The organism is Leucobacter aridicollis (genome assembly GCF_013409595.1).
GTDB lineage: Bacteria > Actinomycetota > Actinomycetes > Actinomycetales > Microbacteriaceae > Leucobacter > Leucobacter aridicollis.
Map to the genome: position 1 here is coordinate 1,426,485 of NZ_JACCBD010000001.1, position 22,568 is coordinate 1,449,052.

The window sequence follows — 22,568 nt, forward strand, 5'->3', positions numbered from 1 at the left end:
GCAACTCCTTTGTACCTCGTGTCGGACGCTGTGCGCAGCGGTTTCGCCGCGGACATGTATGCTCTCACCCTATCTCTATGCGCCTGTGGATGCGCGGGCCCGCTATTCTGGAGCTCTACGAAGGGAACCAGCTCACTTTGCTTTACTGGATCTTTAAACACCTGATCGTCGGGCCCTTTTTGAAAGCGGTGTACCGGCCGTGGGTGGAGGGAGCCGAGAACATTCCGGCGACTGGCCCCGTAATTCTTGTCGGGAATCACCTATCGGTCATTGACTCGTTTTTCCTCCCGATCATGATCGAACGACGCGTCTACTTCCTCGCGAAGAGCGAATACTTCACCGGGAAGGGCCTCAAGGGCTGGCTCGTGAAGACCTTTATGCTCGGCGTCGGGCAGCTGCCCATCGACCGCTCGGGCGGCAAGGCCTCTGAGGCATCGCTGAACACGGCGCTGAAGGTGCTCGACCGCGGCGATGTGCTGGGCATCTACCCCGAGGGCACGCGCAGCCCGGACGCGAGGCTGTACCGCGGCCGCACGGGCGTCGCGCGCATGGTGCTCGAGTCTGGCGTGCCCGTCGTGCCCGTCGTCATGATCGACACCGAAAAGGCGATGCCGATCGGAGCGAAGTTCCCGAAGATCCGGCGCATCGGCACCGTTATCGGCCAGCCGCTCGACTTCTCGCGCTTCGAGGGGATGAGCGCAGACCGCTTCGTGTTGCGAAGCGTGACGGACGAGATCACGCTCGCGATCCAGGAGCTCAGCGGCCAGGAGTACGTCGACGTCTACGCCTCGAGCGTTCGGGAGCGTACCGGCAAGTAGGTGGCAGGTTCGCTCATGGCTGTGGTGTGGAATGCCACGCCGGTGCGGCGTGTTGGGTAGTGTTGAGTGGTGCCGCCAATAGGGGCGGCACTTTTGAGATACACACGGGATGGCCATGAACGCAGCAAGCGTAGAGACCCTGACGGCGCAGCAGACCTTTGAGCAGCTCGATGCATATCGTGCACTCGAGGCGAAGCAGCAGCCGAGCTGGCCCGACGCCGCAGCGCTCGAGTATGCGAAGGCCGAGCTGTCGACGCAACCGCCGCTCGTGTTTGCCGGCGAGGTCGATCAGCTCCGCGAGCGGCTCGCAAGCGCGGCCCGCGGCGAGGCATTCCTGCTGCAGGGCGGCGACTGCGCGGAGACCTTCGAGGCCGCGACGGCCGACAAGATCCGCGACCGCGTGAAGACGCTCCTGCAGATGGCCGTCGTGCTCACATACGGTGCCTCGATGCCGGTCATCAAGGTCGGTCGCATGGCCGGCCAGTTCGCGAAGCCCCGATCGAGCAACGAGGAGACCCGCGAGGGCGTCACGCTGCCCGCGTACCGCGGCGACCTCGTGAACGGTTACGACTTCACCGAGGCCTCGCGCACCGCTGATCCGAGCCGACTCGTGCGTGGCTACCACGTCTCCGCGTCGACGCTGAACCTCATCCGCGCGTTCACGCAGGGCGGGATGGCCGACCTGCGCCAGGTGAACTCCTGGAACCAGGGCTTCGTGTCGAACCCCGCGAACCAGCGGTACGAGGCGCTCGCGACCGAGATCGACCGCGCACTCCGCTTCATGGACGCGTGCGGCGTTGACCACACCGCGCTCACCCAGACCGAGTTCTACGTGAGCCACGAGGCGCTGCTGCTCGACTACGAGCGTCCGCTTGCGCGCATCGACTCGCGGACGGGGGAGCTCTACGGCACCTCGGGGCACATGCTCTGGATCGGCGAGCGCACCCGCGACCTCGACGGCGCGCACGTCGACTTCCTCTCGAAGCTGCGCAACCCGATCGGCGTGAAGCTCGGCCCGACGGCGACGACCGACGACGCGCTGCGGCTCATCGACAAGCTCGATCCTGAGCGCGAGCCCGGCCGCCTGACGTTCATCACCCGCATGGGCGCCGAGAAGATCCGCGACGTGCTCCCGGGCCTGCTCGCTGGCGTTCGCGACGCCGGCGCGCAGCCGCTGTGGGTCACCGACCCGATGCACGGCAACGGCATCACGACCGCGACCGGGTTCAAGACCCGCCGCTTCAACGACGTGATGGACGAGCTGCTGGGCTTCTTCGAGGCTCACCGCGAGGTCGGAACGTACCCCGGCGGCATCCACGTTGAGCTCACCGGGGACGATGTCACCGAGTGCCTCGGCGGTTCGGAGAACATTGACGAGGAGGCGCTCGCGACGCGCTACGAGTCGGTGTGCGACCCGCGGCTCAACCACATGCAGTCGCTTGAACTCGCGTTCCAGGTGGCTGAGGAGCTCAAGCGGACCGTCGGCGCCGGCGCCCGCTAACGCATCGAAGACCCGCCGGTTCCGGCTCGCGAGAGTTCGGGCCCGGCGGGTTTTTCGTGCGCGCGTGTGCGCGGAACGGCACGGGCGACAGCGAGAATTGCCGCGCGTGCCCGCGCACGCTTCCGCGCAGGGCTACAGCGAGAGCTGCGAGGTGATCCTGATCTCGGTTCCCGCCTCGACCTGCTCGCCGGCCGCGGGGTTCGTGCCCGTCGCCTTCGCGAAGCCGCGCAGAGCCTCGGGCACCAGCGTCGTCGGTGAGAAGCCTGCCCCGGCGAGCGTGTCCATGGCCTCCTGCAGCCCGAGCCCCGACACGTCGGGAATCTCGAACAGCTCGGGGCCCGTGGAGATCTGCAGGCCGACGGCGTCGCCTGGCCGCACGGGATCGGTCGTCCAGTTCACGGCCACGACCTGTCCCTTGGGGACGTCATCTGAGATGACCTCGGTGTTGTGTGCGCTGTCGACGGTGAGGTCGCTCTTGCTCAGCACGCTCGTCGCCTGGTCGACGGTGAGACCGTTCACCGATGGCGGCTGGCCGGCGGAGACAATGAGGTTGATGGTGCCGCGCTCCGGGAACGTCTCGCCGATCTCGCCGTCGTCGGCGTTGAGCGCGGCGAGCACCTCGCCCTCGGCGGCGTCGGAGAACCGCGTGTCTGTCACCTCACCGAACGTGAAGCGGCTGTCCTCGATGAGCTTCGTGGCGTCGTCGAGCTGGAGGCCGACGAGCGTCGGCACGGCGAGCATCTCGGGGCCCGTCGACTGGCACAGCGTGACCTCGGTGCCGCGGTCGAGCCGGGTGCCGGGCTCCGGCGTGACTGCCGAGGCAAGGCCGACCTCGACGTCGAGACTCGAGCACTCGGTGACGGCGACGGTGAGGTCGAGCCCTTCGAGCTCCGCCTGCGCGTCGGCGACTGTCTGCCCGGCCACGTCCGGGACGGTGACCGCCGAGCCAGGTCCCTGACCGAACCAAAACGCGCCGGCGCCTGTCGCGACCGCGAGCCCGGTGATGACGAGCGCCGTGATCCGACCCTTTCGTGCCCGGCGAACTCCCTGAGCGTGTGCGCGATCGGTGCTCGTCGCCGAGCTGGGGTGTTCGTCGCCGGGATCTGAGGCACCGGCCTGGAGCGTCGCCTGCTCGACGCCGCTGAGCACGGTCGTCGAGGGCGTGAGGTGGGTCGTCGCGGCGTCGTCGAATGCGTCGCCAGGCAGCACAGTCGTGTCGCCGGGAAGTGGGCCGATCGGCAGCACCGCGGTCGCGAGCGCCTCGGGCATGCCGTAGGGGTTGTCCCGCAGTTCGCGCATGTGGACGAGCGCCTCACCGGCGTTGGCTGGCCGCAGATCAGGATCGCGCTGGGTGAGCCACACCACGAAGCTGTCGAGAGCGGGCGTTGAGACGTCGCCAGACTCCGACGGGGCGGGCACGTCGGAGTGCGCGTGCTGGTAGGCGATCTGCATAGGCTGTTCGCCGGTGAACGGCTGCGAGCCCGTGATCATCTCGTAGAGCATGATGCCGAACGCGTAGAGGTCGCTGCGTTCGCCGGCGACGCCGCGCGTCACGAGCTCGGGGGAGAGGTACGCGATTGTGCCGAGCAGCGCCTGGCCGGTCGTCGTGTTCGCGCTCACGGCGCGCGCGAGGCCGAAGTCGCCGAGCTTGATCCTGCCGTCGTCGACGAGCAGCACGTTCTCCGGCTTGAGGTCGCGGTGCACGATCCCCGCGCTGTGGGCCGCAGCGAGGCCAGCGAGCACGGCCTCGCCAATCTCGAGACTCTGGTCGAGCGTCAGCCGCTGCTGCTTCTTCAGGAGCTCGCGTAGCGTGATGCTCGGCAGGTACTCCATGACGAGGTACACGCGGCCGAGATCCTGGCCCTGGTCGAAAACATTCACGAGGTTCGTGTGCGACAGCCGCGCCGCGCTGCGGGCCTCGCGGTCGAAGCGGCGCGTGAAGTCCGCGTCTTCGGCGAGGTGCTCGTGCATCACCTTCACGGCGACCTTGCGTTCGAGCCGCAGGTCGTGCGCGAGGTAGACCATTGCCATGCCGCCGCGGGCGATGCGCGAGCGAATCACGTAGCGCGCGTCGAGCGTCTGCCCGATAAGCGGGTCGATAGTGGCAGGGGTCACGAGGAAAGTCTACGGAAGATTCCATGCGCATACCCTGCCGCGCGCCGTGTGCTGACGGATTGCGCTTCGCGGATTGCGCTGGCAGAGTTATGGGGTGTCAGAGAATACTGCGTCAATCGGCTCGACCCTCACTATCCCCGAAGTCGCCGAGCGCTTCGGAATCCCGCTCGGCAAGGTGCACCGCCTTGTGGAGGAGCACTACCTCGCGATCGTGCGGATCGACGGCATCAAGCGGATTCCCGTCGAGTTCCTCGCCGACGACGAGCCCCTGCATTCGCTGCGCGGCACCCTCCTCGCGCTGAGCGACGCCGGGCTCAACGAGGAGGAGTCGGTGAACTGGCTGTTCACCATGAACGACGAACTCGGCGTGCGTCCGATCGACTCGCTCCTCATCGGCCACAAGAGCGCGGTGCGTCGCGCAACCCAGTCGCTGGCGTTCTAGCGCCGCGGGAGGGCAAGCTCCGCTCGCGGTCCCGGTTAGGCGTCGCGGCTGGCGGCGCGCCCCGCGAGCGCGCTCAGCCGCTCCGCCGCGGCGCCGTCGAGGTCCGAGAGCGCCCGGTGCGCGCGGTCGATGTTGCGGGTGATCATCTGCTCGACCTGCTGCTCGGCGCCGCTGTCGCGAATCGTTCGCTGCAGCATGTACACCTGCTCGGCATCGAGGTCCGTGCCCAGCAGATCGTCGAAGATGCGGCGCTGGGTCACCGGGAGCGCCTCGCGCGCCAGGGTCACGAGCACTGTCCGCTTGCCTTCGACGAGATCGTCGCCGCTCGGCTTGCCGGTGAGCTCCTCGTCTCCGAAGACGCCGAGGAGGTCGTCGCGCAGCTGGAAGGCCACGCCGACGGGGAGCCCGAAGCCCGCGAGCGCGGCCTCCTGCTCGGTGCTTGCTCCGGCGAGCGCTCCGCCGATGAGCAGCGGCGCCTCGACGCTGTACTTCGCCGACTTGTAGACGAGCACGCGGGTCGAACGGTCGAGCTGCTCCGCGTGCTCGGCGAAGCTCGAACGCTGCTCCTCGAGGACGTCGAGGTACTGGCCGACGGCGACCTCGCTGCGCATGCGGTTGAAGTGGGCGCGCGCCGCACGGGCGAACGCGGGCTCGGCCGCGGCGTCGCAGGCGCGGTTCATGAGCTCGTCAGACCACGATTGGAGCAGGTCGCCGAGCAGGATCGCGCTCGAAATGCCGAAGTGCTCGGGCGCGCCGCGGTGGCCGTGCTCGCCGTGGAGTCCAGCGAACCGCTTGTGCACGGCGGGGCGGCCCCGGCGGGTGTCCGAGCGGTCGATGACGTCGTCGTGGATGAGCGCGGCAGCGTGGAAGAGTTCGAGGGCGCACGCGGCGTCGAGGACCGCGCCGAACTCGGCGGTTACCGGGCCCGCGATATCGAGGGGACGAACAGCGCGGTACCCGTGGACAGCGAACAGTGCCCGGAAACGCTTGCCGCCGGTCAGGAAGTCCTTGGCCTCATCGAGAAGCGGAGCCGCGTCTGGGCCGAGCGGCTCGAGCTCTGCGCGGTGACTGTCGATGATGTCGTTCAATCGCTCCTGTATAAGGCCTGCGAGTCTCGTCGTTTCGTCCACCCGACTAGCCTATCCGGCGGCCGGGGTCGTAGACTGGAAGGGAAGACTTTTCTTAGGGTGAAGGGGACATCATGGCGCTGTCAGAACACGAACAGCGGCTGCTCGACGAGATGGAGCGCCGGCTCTATCAGAGCGAGGCTGATCTGCTTCCCGCTTCGACGGGCGTGCCGCGTCGCTTTAACTACCGTTCGCTCGTGCTGGGCACACTGCTCGCGCTCGCCGGAATCGGTCTGCTGATCGGCGGAGCCGCAATGCAGCAGCTGTGGCTCGGGCTCATCGGGTTCGTCGCCATGCTCGGCGGCGTACTCGTGATGTTCTCCAAGCGCACCGAGGTGGAGCCAGAGCAGCTCTCGTCGAGCGCGCCTCGAGCCGCCCAGTCCAAGGAATCACTCGCGGACCGTATGGAACGCCGCTGGGATGAGCGGATGGGCGGCCAGTAGCCCCCCACTTTCCTCCCCACGGGTCACAGCTTCGGCTGTGGCCCGTTTTTTTATGCCCGCCGGGGGCTGCTCGGGTCGTCGTCTCCGAGGAGCAGCCTCCCCGCCGTCGGTACGTATGGGATCGGTCGAAGGCCCGTGCGTAAGGGATCGGCAGCACAACCGTGCGTATGGGATCTGCAGAAGATAGGCCCGACACCCGCAGGATCGCCAGGCGTACGGCAGATCTCAGGGGTACCGGCCGAGCGCCTGCGCGCCTCTCGAGCCTCAGAATGCGCGAAATGAGGCAAATCGACTCCACTTTGCTCCACCAAGCAACTACAGGCCTGTTTCGAGAATGATCCACGAAATACCGGACATTTGCGTGATTAGTGGAGGGAAGTGGAGTACCGTGGGAGAAACGTATCGAATGAGGAGGGGAGTGGACTATGTTTCTCGGCACGTTCACTCCGCGCCTCGACGAGAAGGGGCGGCTGATCCTCCCCGCAAAGTTTCGCGACGAACTCGCTGACGGCCTCGTCATCACCCGCGGTCAGGAACGCTGCCTCTACGTCTTCAGCGAGAGCGAGTTTGAGGCGATGCACGACCGCGTTCGGCAGGCGCCGCTCACCTCGAAGCAGGCGCGCGACTACCTCCGCGTGTTCCTCTCCGGAGCACACCCCGAGACCCCCGACAAGCAGCACCGCGTGACGCTGCCCCAGACGCTCCGCGACTACGCGGGCCTCGACCGAGAGCTCGCCGTCATCGGCGCAGGCTCCCGCGCCGAGATCTGGGACGCGCAGGCCTGGGAGACCTACCTGACCGAGCAGGAATCCGTCTTCTCCGACATCGAAGAGGAGGTGATTCCCGGCATGTTCTAGCCGGGAACACGTCATGGCACAGCCCACACCACGCAACCCTGCCGAGCTGCACACGTCCGTCATGCTCGAGCGCTGCGTCGAGCTTCTCGCCCCCGGGGCCGAGCGCGACGGCGCCTTCGTCGTCGACGCGACGCTCGGCATGGGCGGGCACACCGAGGCACTCCTCGAGCGCTTCCCTGGCCTCACCGTCATCGGGCTCGATCGCGATACCGAGGCGCTCGAGCTCGCCGGCGCCCGGCTCGCCCGGTTCGGCGACCGGTTCGTGCCGGTCCACGCGGTCTACGACGAGATCGACAGGGCGCTCGCCGAGGCGGGCGCGACAAGCATCGATGGCGCGCTGTTCGACCTCGGCGTCTCCTCGCTGCAGCTTGACGACGCCGACCGCGGCTTCGCCTATGCGCAGGACGCGCCGCTCGACATGCGCATGGATCAGACGCGCGGGCGCACCGCCGCCGAGATCCTCGCAGAGGAACCCGAGGGGCGACTCCGGGAGCTATTCGAGCGCTACGGCGAGGAGCCACTCGCCGGCCGCTACGCGCGGGCGATCGTCGCCGCGCGTCAGGTCGCACCCCTCGAGCGTTCCGGCCAGCTCGTCGATGTGCTGCAGGAGGCGACCCCGGCCGCCGTCCTCGGCAAGCGTCACCCGGCGAAGCGCGTCTTCCAGGCGCTGCGCGTCGAGGTCAACGGCGAGCTCGCGACGCTGGAGCGCGCGATCCCCGCGGCGATCGACAGGCTCAACCTCGGCGGCAGGCTCGTCGTGATGTCGTACCAGTCGCTCGAGGATCGCATCGTCAAGCGAGCGATCCAGGCCAGGAGCCGCTCCACGGCACCGCAGGGCCTCCCGGTCGAGCTTCCCGAACACAAGCCTGAACTGCGCATCCTCACGAAGGGCGCGGAACAGGCAACTGACGAAGAGAAGGCAGTCAACCCGCGCGCCATCCCGGCGCGGCTGCGCGCGGCTGAACGAGTAAGGGAAATGTCATGAACGCCACAGTTCCCGTCGAGGTCGACCCGATCGAGCTGTTCGGCGCGCCAGCGCCGCTTCGCGACACCTCCCGCGACCGCGCGGACAGGCTGCGCCCGGCTCCGGCTCCCGCCCCGAAGCCCAAGAAGAGCCCCGTGCTCGGCGCGATTGTCGCCGTCTGCGTCATCCTCGGGATCTTCGCGGCCCAGCTCGCCCTGAGCATCCTCGTGTCGCAGGGCGCGTACGAGAGCCGCGCGCTCGAGATCGAGGAGCGCGACCTCGGCCGCGTCGAGCGGGTGCTGTCGCAGAATCTCGACAAGCTCGCCTCGCCGCAGAACCTCGTCGAGAACGCTGCGGCGCTCGGCATGGTGCAGAACGTCGCCCCGGCGACGATGCGCCTGAGCGACGGCGCGATTCAGGGCGACCTGAACTCGGTCACCCGCGAGGCCAGCCCGAACCTCGTGCCGAACGCCCAGCTCGAGAACCTCCCGGTCGTTGACGCCAAGGGGCTGCTCACGAGTCGAAACGCTCAGGCGGCTCCCATCGTGGACGCCGCTGCCGCCGTAGCATGGCAGGGCAAGCTTCCCGCACCAGAAACGCACTAGTCCGCTCGGCGGGCCCGTTAGGAGACGAACGAGTGTTGTGGCGAACCCTGCGAGGCACGCGAGGGCGAAACCTGGTGGTCTTCGCCATCCTCGTGCTCGTCGCGCTCGCCTTCATGGTTCGGCTTATTGATCTGCAGATGATCTCGGCGGCGGCGATGAACGAGGAGTCGCACGAGAAGCGTGCGGTTCCCGTCACGATCCCGAGCGTTCGGGGCGACATTGTCGACCGCAACGGCAACGTGCTCGCCACGACCGACGAACGCTACGACGTGCAGCTCTCGCCGAAGAACGCGAGGCTCAACAAGGGCGTGTTCACGCGGCCCGACGTCGAGCGCGGGGCCGGGACGATCGAGGTGACCGCCGACCAGGCCTACGCAGAGATCGGCTCGGTCACCGGCCAGAGCGGCGCCGAGATCAAGAAGATCGTCGACGACGCGATCGACGAGAACCCGAAGTCGGACTTCGCCTATGTCAAGCGCGGCGTCGACCTCAACCAGCTGCAGGAACTCAAGGAGCTGCAGATCCCGTGGCTCACGTTTGAAAGCCAGCACAAGCGCGTGTACCCGAACGGCGCCGTCGGCGGCAACATCGTCGGCTTCGCGGGGCAGGACGAGGTCGCCCAGGCCGGCGTGGAGCTCTCGCAGGACGAGTGCCTCGCCGGCGAGGACGGTGCCGAAACCTACGAGCGCGGCGCCGACGGCATCCAGCTCCCTGGCAGCGTGGTTGAGACGAAGAAGGCGCAGAACGGCGGCACCGTCGAGCTCACGATCGACCTCGACCTGCAGTGGGCGAGCCAGCAGATCATCAACCAGCAGGTGGACAACGTCGGCGCCGAGTACGGCTACCTCGTGATCATGGACGCGAAGACTGGCGAGCTCGTCGCGGTCGCCGAGGACGGCTCGGTCGACCCGAACGACGTCGGCGCCGTCGACGGTGACCGGCGCAACGCCCGCGCCTTCACCTCGCCCTATGAGCCGGGCTCGACCTTCAAGGTCATCACGGCGGCCGCGCTCATCGACCAGGGGCTCGCGACGCCGCAGAGCACCGTCACCGCGCCGGACAACTGGCAGCCGCAGTCGGGCGTCACCTTCAGCGACTGGTTCAACCATGGCCCGGCGAACTGGACGCTCACCGGCACCCTCGTCTACTCCTCCAACGTGGGCATCTCGATGCTCGGCAGCCAGATGTCGCCCGAGACGCGCTACGAGTACCTCAAGAAGTTCGGAGTGGGCCAGCCGACGAACGCCGGCATGCCGCTCGAGGACGCGGGGATGTTCGCGGACGTCGCCGACTGGGACGCGCAGACGAGCTACGTGACGATGTTCGGCCAGGGACTGTCGTCGACGATCGTGCAGACCGCCGGCGTCTTCCAGACGATCGCGAACGACGGGGTGCGCGTGCCGCCGTCGATCGTGAAGAAGTGCGCCCCGCCCGAGGGTAAGGCGACCGCGCCCGATCACGGCGACGATGTCACGGTGATCTCGCCCGAGGCCGCGGCCGAGACGCGCAAGATGCTCGAGACGATCGGCACCGACGGCCTCATCAAGGACATGGCCTCGATCCCGGGGTACCGGATCGGCGGAAAGACTGGCACGGCCGAGCAGTCGGACGGCCAGGGTGGCTACCGTACCGACTTCGTGTACAGCTTCGCCGGCATGTTCCCGATGGACGACCCGCAGTACGTGATCGTGGCAACCGTCGCGTACCCGCACGGCGGCGACGGGACCGCTGCCGCCGTGACCGCATTCCACGACGCGGCCGAGTCCACGATCCGCAAGTTCCATATTCCGCCCTCGACCGGCAAGTACGAGAAGTTGCCAATTGGCGACGAGCTCGCGTCAGCTGGGTAGGATCGATACACGTGACCAGCACTTCCGGTGATCTTACGATCCGACCCCAGCACCCGCAGAAGGTGACGCTCGCGCAACTCGCTGAGCCCTTCTCCCTCGAACTCGCAGCGACAGACGGCGAGGTGGGTGTCACCGGCGTGACGATCGACTCGCGCGACGTCCGGCCGGGCGACCTCTACGTCGGGATTCCCGGGGCGAGGCACCACGGCGCGAACTTCGCCCAGGCGGCGCTCGCGAGCGGCGCTGCGGCGATGCTCACCGACGCGGCGGGGCGCGACCTCGCGCTCGCTGCGGGCGTGACAGGGCTGCCGATCCTCGTCGCTGGCGTGCACCCGCGTTCGATCCTCGGCGAGCTCTCGGCGCGGGTCTACGGCACCGACACGCTCGCGGCGAAGACCTTTGGCGTGACCGGCACGAACGGCAAGACGAGCGTCGTCTACTGCATCGCGCAGATCCTCGAGGCGGCCGGGCTCAGGCCAGGCCTGAGCTCGACGGCTGAGCGCAGGATCGGCGACGAGGTGATCGTCTCGAACCTCACGAGCCCCGAGGCCTCCGAACTGCACGGCCTGCTCGCGCGCATGGTCGAGCGCGGCGTCGAGGGCGTCGCGATCGAGGTATCCGCGCAGGCGATCGGCCGCCACCGCATCGACGGCGTGCACTTCGACGTCGTCGCGTTCAACAACTTCTCGCAGGATCACCTCGAGGAGTACGGCGACATGGAGACCTACTTCCAGGCGAAGCTCGCGTTGTTCGCCCCGGAGCACGCCGCACGTGGCGTTGTCGTCGTTGACGGGCCGTGGGGCCAGCGCGTCGCCCGCGAGTCGCAGATCCCGGTGACGACGCTCGCGACCGAGTACGGGCAGAGCGCCGACTGGCACCTCGCGATCACCGCGCAGACCCTCGACGGTGTCGCGTTCGTGCTGCAGGGGCCGGAGGGCGCGCACTTCCGCGGCCGTGTCCCCGTCTTCGGTCGCTTCATGGCCGAGAACGCGGCGCTCGCGCTCATCATGCTGCACGAGGCAGGCATCCCGATCTCGCAGGTCGAGGCTGGGCTCGAGAACGGGCTCATCCCCGTGCAGATCCCGGGCAGGCTCGAGGAGATCACGGAGGGTGGCGCAGGCCCCAGGTTCTACGTGGACTACGGGCACACGCCCGGCGCCTTCGAAGCGATGCTCGACGCGCTCGGCGAGGTCGCCGAGGGCAAGATCATCTTCATGTTCGGAGCCGACGGCGACCGCGACACCACGAAGCGCGAGGAGATGGGCAGGATCGCGGCTGCCGGCTCCGACGTGCTCATCGTCTGCGACTACCACCCGCGGAGCGAGCCGCCCGAGCAGATTCGCGCGCAGCTTCTCGCTGGTGCGCGCTCGGCCGCGCACGCGACGCTGCACGAGGAAGCCGATCCGAAGCGCGCGATCCGCCTCGCCATTTCCCTCGCGGAACCCGGCGACGTTATTCTGTATGCCGGTCCCGGACACGAGGACTACCAGGAGGTCGCCGGGGCGTTTATCCCGTACTCGGCGCGTGATGAAGTACGCGGCGCGCTCCGCGAGGCAGGATTGCTTGCGTGATTGAACTGAGTTTCTCCGAGGTCGCTGCCGCAACGGGAGGCCGGCTCGTGCTCGCTCCCGGCGACACGCCCGACACGCGCGTTTCGGGGGAGTCGCAGACGGACTCCCGCGAGGTGCAGCCCGGCCAGATCTTCTTCGCCCGGCGCGGTGACGACACTGACGGGCACCTCTTCGCGGGCAAAGCCGCCAGGGCTGGCGCAAAGCTGCTCGTTGTCGAACGCGAGCTCAGCGAGGCGGAGCTCGGCCTCGACGCGGGCGCCCCCGCCGTCACGCTGCTCGTCGTCGATGACGCGACCGACGCGCTCGGCGCACTCGCAACCGAGGTTGTCCAGCGGCTGCGCGCGAGCGACAAGCTGACAATCGTCGGCATCACCGGGTCGAACGGGAAGACGACGACGAAGAACCTCGTCGCCGCGATGGCGGAGACGATCGGATCGACAGTCGCGAGCGAGAAGTCGTTCAATAACGAGGTCGGCGGGCCGATGACAATGCTCCGCGCCACGCCGGAGACCGAGACCCTTGTCGCCGAGATGGGCGCAAGCGGGATCGGCGAGATCGCGCGGCTCACCGGCATGGCGCAGCCCCACATCGGGGTCGTGCTCACCGTCGGTCTCGCGCACGCCGGAGAGTTCGGCGGCATCGAGGCCACGTTCCGCGCGAAGAGCGAGATGGTGCAGAGCCTCGACGCCGACGGCGTTGCCGTGCTCAACCGCGACGACCCGCGCGTCGCGAAGATGGCGGAGCTCACCCCGGCCCGGATCGTCTGGTTCGGCCAGCACCCTGACGCCGATGTGCGCGCGAGCGACATCGAGCCGTCCGCGAGCGGTACGACCTTCACCCTGCACGCCGGGGGCGAGTCGCGCCCCGTCACCTTCCGGGTGCTTGGCGAGCACCACGTGATGAACGCGCTTGCTGCGGCGGCCGTTGGGACGACGCTCGGGCTGTCGCTCGACGCAATCGTCGAGGTGCTCGAGGCGGCCACGCTCGCCGCGCCCGGCCGCATGCAGGTGCTCGGCGGCCGCGACGGCATCACCATCATCAACGACGCCTACAACGCGAGCCCCGATTCGATGAGCGCCGCGCTGCGCACGCTCGCCCAGATCACGAAGCCCGAGGGGCGCTCCGTCGCCGTGCTCGGCGCGATGACCGAGCTCGGGGACTACACGATCGAGGAGCACCTGCGCGTCGGGCTGCAGGCGGTGCGCCTGCGCATCCGGCAGCTCGTCGTCGTTGGCCGCGACGCCCGCGACCTGCACATCAGCGCGATCAACGAGGGATCGTGGGATGGCGAGAGCGTCTTCTTCGAGACGCAAGACGAAGCTTTTGATTATCTACTCGAAATGCTCACGACCGATGACACGGTGCTCGTGAAATCTTCGAACGCCGCGGGCCTGCAGGCCCTCGGAGACCGCCTGGGGGAGGCATACGCATGATTGCCATGCTCATCGCGGCGGGGTTCTCGCTGATGTATTCACTGCTACTGACGCCGCTGTTCGTCCGCGGCTTCAACAAGCTCCGCTGGGGCCAGCCGATTCGCGTCGACGGGCCAAAGGAGCACGAGACGAAGCGGGGCACGCCAACGATGGGCGGCCTGATCTTCCTCTCGGGGTCGGTGCTCGCGTACTTCGTCGGCAAGCTCGTCATGGGGGAGACCCCGACACCGTCCGCGCTGCTCGTGATCCTCATGGCCGTCGGCGCCGGCACGGTCGGCTTCATCGACGACCTCATGAAGACCCGGATGCAGAACTCGGCTGGCCTCGGCGGCTGGGCGAAGATCTTTGGCCAGGTCGTGATCGCGGTCTCGTTCGCCCTGCTCGGGCTGCAGTTCGCGAACGAGCACGGCCTCACCCCGGTGTCGACGCACATCTCGATCTTCCGCGACCTGCCGTTTGACTTCATGAGCCTCGGCGTCATCGCGGGCACGATCCTCGTGATCCTGTGGGTCATGGTGATCGTCACCGCGACTACGAACGCCGTCAACGTGACCGACGGGCTCGACGGTCTCGCCGCGGGCGCATCGATCTTCGCGTTCTCGGCGTACGTGCTCATCGGCTTCTGGCAGTCGGCGCAGAACTGCGCGGCAACGGCGGGCGAGGCCGGCTGCTACGAAGTGCGCGATCCGATGGACCTCGCGGTCATCGCGGCCGCGTTCCTCGGCGGCGTCGCAGGCTTCCTGTGGTGGAACACGAACCCCGCGCAGATCTTCATGGGCGACACCGGCTCGATGGGTATCGGCGGCGCGATCGCTGCGCTCGCGATCCTCACCCGCACCGAGGTGCTGCTCATCCTCATCGGCGGTCTGTTCATCATCGAGACCGGCTCGGTGATCTTGCAGCGGCTCTACTTCAAGGTGACGAAGGGCAAGCGGATCTTCCTCATGAGCCCGATTCACCACCACTTCGAGCTCAAGGGCTGGGCCGAAGTGACGATCGTTGTTCGGTTCTGGATGATCGCCGGGATCTTCGCGATCGTCGGGATCGGCGGTTTCTACGCAGAATGGGTGCTGAACCAATGACCGCAGTACAGGATCGCCTCGCGGCGCTGACGAGCTGGCACCACGACTGGTCGGGGCTGCGCGTCGCCGTGTTGGGCCTCGGCGCAACCGGCTTCTCCGTCGCGGACACCCTCGTCGAGCTCGGGTCGCGCGTTCGCGTGGTGTACGGCAAGCCTGACGCCGACCGCGAGCGTCTGCTCGACGTGATCGGTTCCGAGCGCGCACTCGCCGAGACCGATGAGGCGCAGCTCGCCGATCTCCAGGCGTTCGATCCCGAACTCATCGTGATCTCTCCGGGATACCCGGCGCACCACCCGGTCGTGCGCTGGGCGACCGAGCGCGACGTGGCCGTCTGGGGCGACATTGAGCTCGGCTGGCGGCTGCGCGACAAGACTCCGCGGGTCGCCGACTGGATCTGCATCACCGGGACCAACGGCAAGACCACGACGACCCAGCTCACCGCGCACATGCTTGTCGCCGGCGGCCTGCGTGCGGCTCCCGTTGGCAACATCGGCACCCCGCTGCTCGACGCGCTCCGCGACCCCGTCGGCTACGACGTGCTCGTGCTCGAGCTCTCAAGCTTCCAGCTCGAGCGCGTGCATTCGATGTCGCCATACGCGAGCGCCTGCCTGAATCTCGCCGACGACCACCTCGACTGGCACGGTGGCGCGCAGGCGTACCGCGACGCCAAGGCGAAGGTCTACGAGCACACGCAGGTCGCCTGCGTCTACAACCGCGGCGACCTTGAGACCGAGCGGATGGTTGAGGAGGCGGACGTCATCGAGGGCGCCCGCGCGATCAGCTTCGGGCTCGACACCCCGCCGCCGAGCGGCTTCGGCGTCGTCGACGGGATCCTCGTCGACCGCGGCTTCCACACCGGTCGCCGCGACGAGGCCTACGAACTCGTCACCGTCGATGAGCTCACGGATCGCGGAATCGGCCAGCCACACATGGGCCTGAACATCCTCGCCGCGGCGGCGCTCGCTCGCTCGCGCGGCGTGGAGCCGGCGGAGATCGCGAGCGCCGTCTTGAGCTTCACGCCCGACGCGCACCGCGCCCAGCAGCTCGGCGAGCACGCCGGGGTGCGCTGGGTTGACGACTCGAAGGCCACGAACGTGCACGCGGCCGACGCGTCGCTGCGCGCGCTCTCTGGCGTCGTCTGGATCGTCGGCGGGCTCCTCAAGGGCGTCGACATCACGCCGCTCGTCGCCGAGCACGCCTCGCGGCTGCGCGCCGCGGTCGTCATCGGTGCGGATCGCGCAGAGGTGCTCGGGATCCTCAAGGAGCACGCGCCGGGCGTACCGGTCGCGGAGATTACCGCCGAGCGCGGCCTCGACGTCATGCGTGACGCCGTCCGAGAGGCCGCGGCGCTCGCGCAGCCCGGCGACACGGTACTGCTGTCTCCGGCCTCCGCATCGATGGACCAGTTCGTCGACTACGCGGACCGTGGGCGCGCCTTCCAGGATGCGCTCCGGGAGCTCTCGACGGACTCGGAGTAGCTGATGGGGGCCAGGGGCGGGGAGCCGGGCAGCGGGAAAGCCCGGCCCGCCCTCGCCGGCGCGCGGATCTCGCTCGGGGCCGCGGCGAAGACGGGCAACAATCGGACCGTTGCGCTGCTGTGGGGCATCACGCTGTTCCTCACGGGCATCGGGCTCATCATGGTGCTGTCGGCGTCGTCGGTGACGTCGTACACGCAAGACCAGGGGAGCCTCGGCGGGTTTACGCGCCAGCTCGTGTTCGCGGCTCTCGGCCTGCCGCTCATGGTGTTCGCGGCGACTCGCAAGCTCGACTTCTGGAAGCGCTGGGCCTGGTGGTTCTTCGGCGCGGGGCTGCTGCTGCAGGCCCTCGTGTTCACGCCGCTCGGCTTCGCCGTCGGTGGCAACCGCAACTGGCTGCTCATCGGAAACATTCAGGCGCAGCCGTCCGAGGCGTTGAAGCTCGCGCTCGTCGTCTGGATCGGCGCGGTGCTCCTCAAAAAGGAGAAGTACCTCGGGCAGGTGTCGCACGAGCTCGTCCCGATCGTGCTCCCCGGGGCGCTGCTTGCACTCGGGCTCGTGCTCGCCGGCCGCGACCTCGGCACCGTGCTCATCATGGCCGCGCTCGTGATCGGCGCCATGTACTTCGGCGGCGTGAGTTTCAAATCGCTCGGGATCATCATCGCTGGCGGCGTCATCGCGACGATCTTCTTCGTCGTGACGAGCGAGAACCGCATGAAGCGCCTCTTCGAGCACTCGGGCGGCGAGTCGGACTACTCCGGCATCGGCTGGCAGCCGCAGCACGGGGTGTGGGCGCTCGCGAACGGCGGGATGTTCGGGGTCGGGCTCGGCGGCTCGAAGGCGAAGTGGAACTGGCTGCCCGCCGCCGACAACGACTACATCTTCGCGATCATCGGCGAGGAGCTCGGCTTCGTCGGCGCAATGCTCGTGATCGTCCTGTTCATCGTGCTCGCGGTGCTGATGCTGCGGGTCATCTCGCAGGCGCGCGACAGGTTCGGCCGCGCCGTCGTCGGCGGGGCGCTCGTGTGGATCGTCGGCCAGGCGTTCGTGAACATCGGCGTCGTCATCCGCATCTTCCCCGTGCTCGGCGTGCCGCTGCCGCTCATCAGCTCGGGCGGCACCGCGCTCGTGTCGTGTCTGGTGACGATGGGGGTCGTGATTTCGGTCGCGCGCGACGCGAAGGCCTACCGTGAGGAACTTGCGCAGGGCGCATCCGTGGCACGATAGGTGCTATGACAACGTACCTCCTCGCTGGCGGCGGCACCGCCGGACACGTGAACCCGCTGCTCGCCCTCGCTGACCGTATTCGGGAGCGCGAGGCGGACGCCGAGATCGTCGTGCTCGGCACGAAGGAGGGCCTCGAAGCGCGGCTCGTCCCCGAGCGTGGCTACGAGCTGTCGACGATCGCAAGGCTGCCTTTTCCGCGCAAGCCGAACGGGTACGCGCTGACCTTTCCGGCGAAGTACCTCGGCGCGATCCGGGAGGTGCGGGAGCTGATCCGCGAGCGCGGCGTCGACGTCGTCGTCGGGTTCGGGGGGTACGCGTCGGCTCCCGCCTACCGGGCCGCCGCCAAGGAGGGGATCCCCGCCGTCATCCATGAGGCGAACGCGAAGCCGGGGATGGCGAACAAGCTCGGCGCCAGGTCGACGTCCTTCGTCGGCGTGACGTTCGCCGACACGCCGATCGCGCACGCGCGAGTCACCGGCATGCCGCTCAGGCCCGAGATCGAAGCGCTCGATCTGACCGCGCTGCGCGGCGAGGCTCGCGCCCACTTCGGCTTCGATCCTGACCGGCCGACCCTCCTCGTGACCGGCGGCTCGCTGGGCGCGCGCGCCATCAACCGCGGAATCTCCGGGTCGGCGCAGGCGATCGTCGACGCTGGCGTGCAGGTGCTCCACGTCTGGGGTGGGCTCACCGAGATCGAGGATCCGGGCGTCGCGGGTTACACGGTCATTGAGTACTGCGACCGGATGGACCTCGCGTTCGCGGCCTGCGACCTCGCGATCTCGCGCGCGGGATCGACGACGGTGAGCGAACTCTCGGGCCTCGGGGTCCCCGCCGTGTTCGTACCGCTCAGCCACGGCAACGGCGAACAGCGGGCGAACGCGGCGGGCGTCGTCGCCGCAGGCGGGGCGATCATGGTCGACGACAACGAACTCACGCCTGCGTGGGTGACGGGCACGCTGCTTCCGCTGATCACCGATGAGGATCGCCTGCGCGCCATGTCCGAGCGCGCTCGGCGTGCGGGCTCGCTCGACGGCACGGCCAACCTGTACGACCTCGTCCGCGAAGCCGTTGCGACCCGCTAGCGCCGCACCCGCCATCGCCCCGCGCTCGTGGGCGATGCTCGCGGTGATGGTGTTCGGTCAGGCGTCGACGACGGTCGTCACGGCGACTCCCGCGTTCCTCATTCCCTACCTGCATTCCGAGCAGGGCATGAGCCTCGCCAGCGCCGGCGTGCTGGCGGGCGCCCCGCACCTGGGGCTCGTCCTCACGCTCATCGCGTGGGGCGCCCTCACCGACAGGTTCGGCGAACGCAGGGTGCTGCTCGCGGGACTCGCGCTCACCACGCTCGCGGTTGCCGCGTCCATGCTGGCCCAGGGATTCGCCTGGCTCGGCATCGCGCTCGTCGCGAGCGGCGCGATGTCGGCCTGCATCAATAATGCGAGTGGCCGGCTCATTGCGGGTTGGTTCCCGATCGACAAGCGCGGCCTCGCCATGGGCATCCGCCAGACCTGCCAGCCGGTCGGCATGGCGGTCGCGGCGCTCGCGGTGCCAGCGGCGGCGAACGCGTGGGGCATCACCGGGGCGCTCGCGTTCGGGGGCGTGCTCACGCTCGTGAGCCTCGTCGCGTGCGCGATCGTGGTCGTCGACCCGCAGATCCCGGCGAAGACGCTCGCCCAGGCGAGTAGCAACCCGTACCGGGAATCGGGCACGCTGCTCAGGATCCATGCGGTGTCAGTGCTGCTCGTGATCCCGCAGTTCGTGCTCTCGACGTTCGGACTCGTGTGGTTCGTGATTGGCTTTGGCTGGAGCGAGCTTGCCGCGGGCGCGCTCGTCGCGGCCGCACAGCTCATCGGCGCGGTGGGTCGCATCGTCGCTGGCGTCTGGAGCGACCGCGCGGGCTCGCGACTGCGTCCGATCCGGATCATCGCCGTCGCCTGTGCCGCGCTGCTGCTGCTGTCGGCTGCGTTCGGATGGGCCGACTGGGCGATCCCCGCCGCGATCGCCTACGTGCTCGTGAGCTGCGTCAGCGTCGCTGACAACGGCCTCGCGTTCACCGCCGTCGCGGAGATCGCCGGGCCGCGCTGGTCGGGCCGCGCGCTCGGGGCGCAGAACACGGGTCAGTTCCTCGCCTCCGGACTGCTGCCGCCGGCGATCGGCGCCCTCATCGCGGTGCTCGGGGTGCCGGCGGCGCTCGCGATCGTCGCGATTGCGCCGCTCATCGCCGTTCCCATCGTGCCGTCTGAGGACGACGCGCACGCCACAGCCACGCGCACGGCCAAGGCGGTACGCTAGAAGCCGCGCGAGCGCGCTGCCGGACACGGTTTGGCACGCGGCAAGGCGCCCGTTCGACAGCCCGAGGAGGCTCCCTGATGATCTATCCCGACACCCAGCTTGAGATCCCCGAGGACCTCGGCCGCGTGCACTTCGTCGGCATCGGCGGGGCAGGGATGAGCGCGATCGCCCACATGATGAGCGCCGCAGGCGTGCGCGTGACGGGATCCGACCGCGGCGCGAACTACAGCACCCAGGCGCTCGAGGCCGCGGGCGTGCAGATTACGGTGGGCCACCGCGCCGAGAACGTCGGAGACGCCGACACGCTCGTCGTCACGGGCGCGCTGTCGCAGGACAACCCCGAGTACGTCGAGGCGCGCGAGCGCGGGATTCCCGTGCTGCACCGCTCGCAGGCGCTCGCTTGGCTCGCCCGCTCGAAGCGGCTCGTCGCCGTCGCGGGCGCCCACGGCAAGACGACGTCGACAGGCATGCTCGCAACGGCCCTGCTGGGGCTCGGCCAGGACCCGTCGTTCGTGAACGGCAGCGTCATCGCGGGAATCGGAGCCGCCTCCGCGGCGGGCACGGACGACCTGTTCGTGATCGAGGCGGATGAGAGCGACAAGTCGTTCCTCATCTACGACACGCAGGTCGCGCTCGTCACCAACGTGGACCCCGAGCACCTCGACTTCTTCGGCTCGCGCGAGAACTTCATGGCGGCGTTCGTCGACTTCGCGCGCGGCGCGAGCGAGCTGCTGGTGATCTCCGCCGACGATCCCGGCGCGCTCGAGGTGCTCGCCGCCCTCCGCGCCGAGCGCGACGGCAGCGCCGCCGCGCCAGTGCGCACGTTCGGCTTCGCGAGCGACGCTGACGTGCGGATCGTTTCCGTCGACACCGCTGATCGCGCTGTCCTGGAACTCGAGATCGCGGGGGAGCGCTTCGCCGAGCAGCTCGGGGTGTTCGGTCGCTACAACGCGGTGAACGCCGCAGGCGCCGTCGCCGTGCTCACCGGGCTCGGTTTCGAGCCAGGAGCCGCACTGCGCGCGGTCGCCGGGTTCACCGGAACGCACCGCAGGTTTGAGTCACACGGCGAGCCCGGCGGAGTGCGCGTCTACGACGACTACGCCCACCACCCAACCGAGGTCGCCGCGCTGCTCGACTCCGCCCGCTCGGTCGCCGGCGATGGCAAGCTCATCGTCGTGCACCAGCCGCATCTGTTCAGCCGTACCAGGCTGTTCCACGCGGAGTTCGCGGAGGCGTTCTCACTTGCCGACCACACGATCGTGCTCGAGATCGATCCGGTGCGTGAGGCGCCCGACCCGTCAACGACGGGAGCGCTCGTGACCGAGGCCTTCGCGGACCGCAGCCGCGCGAGCTACATCGACGACTGGGATGCGGCCATCGCGCGGGTCGTCGAGCTCGCGGCCCCCGGCGACCTCGTGCTCGTCGTCGGCGCGGGCAACGTGTACAAGATCGTGCCGCAGCTCGTCGAAGCGCTGAGCGCGACGGTCGGAGATTCGGACCGCGCGTGAAGCGTCCAGGTGGGTTCGACGCGGGGCAGCAGCGGGAGCCCGAGCGGTCAGCCGCTGACGTCAGGGCGGAGCGTGAGGCGCACGCGCGCGAGGCCGCGGCCCGCGAGGCTGCGGCCAGGGAGGCCGCCGAACGCGACGCGCGCGAGCGCGAAGCCGTCGCCCGCGAGCGGGAGGCACGCGAGTCGGCCACGCGAGCAGCCGAGCGCGAGTGGCTCGCTGAGCGCACGCAGGCTGTAGACGCGGTCACGGGGTCGGCGAGCGGCACCGGCGCTACCGGTGCCACCGATCCGGATCCCGCCGACGCCCAGGAGACGCAGGACATCTCGGCCTCGCTCGACGTCGCCCGGCTGCGGGGTGCGCCGGAGCGCGTGCGCGCGCTGCTACCGAAGCGCGAACCGCGCGAGGTCGACCCCGTCGTCGCGGCGGCGAAGCGGCTGCGCGCCGCAGAGCGGCAGAACAAGCGGCGCGTGAAGCGCGAGACGAAGCGGTTCACCGCCGAGTCGCGGCGGCGGCGGAGGCGCGTGCTCATCGCGCTCGCGACGGTCGCCGCGCTCGTGCTGTTTGTGCTCGTCGGCGCGTTCACTCCGATCATGTCGGTGCGGGAGATCAAGGTTGAGGGCGCGACGAGCGTGAACGCCGATGAGGTGACCGAGGCGCTTTCGGGGTTCAACGGCGTGCCGCTTGCCCTGGTCAACGAGAACGACGTCCTCCGGGCGCTCGAACCGTTCCCGCTCATTCAGCGCTACGCCATCGAGCGCGTGCCGCCGAGCACCCTCATCGTGCGGATCGAGGAGCGGGTCCCGGTGATCGCGATCGCTGAGGGCGACTCGCTGCGGCTGTTCGACGCGGCAGGCGTTGTGCTCGGCGATGTCGCCGAACGCCCCGAGGGGGTGCCGCTCGGGACCACCGCAATGCGCAACACCTCTTCGAAGGGGTTTCAGGCCGCCTCGCGTATCGTCCGCGACATGCCTGCCGGGCTGCGCGCGCAGCTCACCGAGGTGAGCTCGGCGAGCGGCCAGGACGTGACGTTCACGCTCGCGAGCGGGGTCGAGGTGTTCTGGGGCAACCCCGAGGAGACGAAGCGAAAGTCGCTTGTTCTCGAGACGATGCTGAAGTCGCTGGGGGATCGGCCGGTGAGCCATATCGACGTCTCCTCGACCGAGTCGCCCATCTTCAAGTAGATTCGCGGCGTGTCGAAGGCGCCGGGTGGGCGTGGAGCCATACCGTTGACACGAAAGCGTATACGGCAATACTAACT

General features: G+C 68.7%; 19 protein-coding genes. 17 read left to right on the forward strand and 2 right to left on the reverse strand.

Annotated features, from left to right (window positions below):
* Positions 1 to 137 precede the first annotated feature (137 nt).
* A complete protein-coding gene (locus BJ960_RS06600; RefSeq protein ID WP_121078584.1) occupies positions 138 to 818 on the forward strand; it encodes a lysophospholipid acyltransferase family protein in 681 nt (226 codons plus the stop codon).
* 115 nt (positions 819 to 933) lie between these two features.
* Entirely contained in the window at positions 934 to 2,319 is a 1,386-nt protein-coding gene (locus tag BJ960_RS06605; protein ID WP_121078582.1) for a class II 3-deoxy-7-phosphoheptulonate synthase, read from the forward strand.
* Positions 2,320 to 2,451: 132 nt separating this feature from the next.
* Here the strand turns inward: BJ960_RS06605 and pknB are convergent, their stop codons facing one another.
* Complete coding sequence (gene pknB / locus BJ960_RS06610) at positions 2,452 to 4,434, reverse strand: Stk1 family PASTA domain-containing Ser/Thr kinase (protein ID WP_307814747.1); 1,983 nt, start codon at positions 4,432 to 4,434, stop codon at positions 2,452 to 2,454.
* 94 nt (positions 4,435 to 4,528) lie between these two features.
* On the opposite strand from pknB, the gene BJ960_RS06615 reads away from it, so the two are divergent.
* Positions 4,529 to 4,876, forward strand: a complete 348-nt coding sequence (locus BJ960_RS06615) for an Rv2175c family DNA-binding protein (RefSeq protein ID WP_185986714.1) — start codon at positions 4,529 to 4,531, stop codon at positions 4,874 to 4,876.
* Positions 4,877 to 4,911: 35 nt separating this feature from the next.
* On the opposite strand, the gene BJ960_RS06620 is transcribed toward BJ960_RS06615, so the two are convergent.
* Positions 4,912 to 6,006, reverse strand: coding sequence for a polyprenyl synthetase family protein (locus tag BJ960_RS06620; RefSeq protein ID WP_185986715.1), 1,095 nt, complete (start codon positions 6,004 to 6,006; stop codon positions 4,912 to 4,914).
* A 71-nt stretch (positions 6,007 to 6,077) separates the two neighbouring features.
* Between BJ960_RS06620 and BJ960_RS06625 the strand changes: the two genes are divergently transcribed.
* The 14 genes from BJ960_RS06625 (at position 6,078) to BJ960_RS17170 (ending at position 22,491) form a co-directional block, all read left to right on the forward strand.
* On the forward strand, positions 6,078 to 6,446 hold the full coding sequence (locus BJ960_RS06625) for a DUF3040 domain-containing protein (protein ID WP_121078509.1): 369 nt from the start codon (positions 6,078 to 6,080) through the stop codon (positions 6,444 to 6,446).
* A gap of 425 nt (positions 6,447 to 6,871) precedes the next feature.
* Complete coding sequence (gene mraZ, locus BJ960_RS06630; RefSeq protein WP_119279310.1) at positions 6,872 to 7,303, forward strand: division/cell wall cluster transcriptional repressor MraZ; 432 nt, start codon at positions 6,872 to 6,874, stop codon at positions 7,301 to 7,303.
* A gap of 13 nt (positions 7,304 to 7,316) precedes the next feature.
* The gene (gene rsmH / locus BJ960_RS06635; protein ID WP_185986716.1) at positions 7,317 to 8,288 is read left to right on the forward strand and encodes a 16S rRNA (cytosine(1402)-N(4))-methyltransferase RsmH; all 972 of its coding nucleotides are present in this window, start codon (positions 7,317 to 7,319) and stop codon (positions 8,286 to 8,288) included.
* Positions 8,285 to 8,872, forward strand: coding sequence for a cell division protein FtsL (gene ftsL, locus BJ960_RS06640; protein WP_185986717.1), 588 nt, complete (start codon positions 8,285 to 8,287; stop codon positions 8,870 to 8,872). Before rsmH ends, ftsL begins: the two co-directional genes overlap by 4 nt.
* Positions 8,873 to 8,946: 74 nt before the next feature.
* Positions 8,947 to 10,722, forward strand: coding sequence for a peptidoglycan D,D-transpeptidase FtsI family protein (locus BJ960_RS06645; RefSeq protein ID WP_307814749.1), 1,776 nt, complete (start codon positions 8,947 to 8,949; stop codon positions 10,720 to 10,722).
* An 11-nt stretch (positions 10,723 to 10,733) separates the two neighbouring features.
* Positions 10,734 to 12,293 (forward strand): Mur ligase family protein, encoded by a 1,560-nt coding sequence (locus BJ960_RS06650; protein WP_307814751.1) that lies wholly within the window; start codon positions 10,734 to 10,736, stop codon positions 12,291 to 12,293.
* The gene (locus tag BJ960_RS06655) at positions 12,290 to 13,726 is read left to right on the forward strand and encodes a UDP-N-acetylmuramoyl-tripeptide--D-alanyl-D-alanine ligase (protein WP_185986719.1); all 1,437 of its coding nucleotides are present in this window, start codon (positions 12,290 to 12,292) and stop codon (positions 13,724 to 13,726) included. The genes BJ960_RS06650 and BJ960_RS06655 overlap by 4 nt, the downstream gene beginning before the upstream one ends.
* Positions 13,723 to 14,808, forward strand: a complete 1,086-nt coding sequence (mraY, locus tag BJ960_RS06660) for a phospho-N-acetylmuramoyl-pentapeptide-transferase (RefSeq protein ID WP_185986720.1) — start codon at positions 13,723 to 13,725, stop codon at positions 14,806 to 14,808. Before BJ960_RS06655 ends, mraY begins: the two co-directional genes overlap by 4 nt.
* The gene (murD, locus tag BJ960_RS06665) at positions 14,805 to 16,286 is read left to right on the forward strand and encodes a UDP-N-acetylmuramoyl-L-alanine--D-glutamate ligase (protein WP_185986721.1); all 1,482 of its coding nucleotides are present in this window, start codon (positions 14,805 to 14,807) and stop codon (positions 16,284 to 16,286) included. The genes mraY and murD overlap by 4 nt, the downstream gene beginning before the upstream one ends.
* A 3-nt stretch (positions 16,287 to 16,289) precedes the next feature.
* Positions 16,290 to 17,510: an FtsW/RodA/SpoVE family cell cycle protein gene (locus tag BJ960_RS06670; protein ID WP_185986722.1), complete on the forward strand. Its 1,221-nt coding sequence runs from the start codon at positions 16,290 to 16,292 to the stop codon at positions 17,508 to 17,510.
* Between the two features lie 5 nt (positions 17,511 to 17,515).
* Complete coding sequence (locus BJ960_RS06675) at positions 17,516 to 18,592, forward strand: UDP-N-acetylglucosamine--N-acetylmuramyl-(pentapeptide) pyrophosphoryl-undecaprenol N-acetylglucosamine transferase (protein WP_185986723.1); 1,077 nt, start codon at positions 17,516 to 17,518, stop codon at positions 18,590 to 18,592.
* Positions 18,579 to 19,802 (forward strand): MFS transporter, encoded by a 1,224-nt coding sequence (locus BJ960_RS06680; protein ID WP_237463834.1) that lies wholly within the window; start codon positions 18,579 to 18,581, stop codon positions 19,800 to 19,802. Before BJ960_RS06675 ends, BJ960_RS06680 begins: the two co-directional genes overlap by 14 nt.
* A gap of 77 nt (positions 19,803 to 19,879) precedes the next feature.
* Positions 19,880 to 21,310 (forward strand): UDP-N-acetylmuramate--L-alanine ligase, encoded by a 1,431-nt coding sequence (gene murC / locus BJ960_RS06685; protein ID WP_185986725.1) that lies wholly within the window; start codon positions 19,880 to 19,882, stop codon positions 21,308 to 21,310.
* Positions 21,307 to 22,491: a cell division protein FtsQ/DivIB gene (locus tag BJ960_RS17170; RefSeq protein WP_185986726.1), complete on the forward strand. Its 1,185-nt coding sequence runs from the start codon at positions 21,307 to 21,309 to the stop codon at positions 22,489 to 22,491. Before murC ends, BJ960_RS17170 begins: the two co-directional genes overlap by 4 nt.
* Positions 22,492 to 22,568 lie beyond the last annotated feature (77 nt).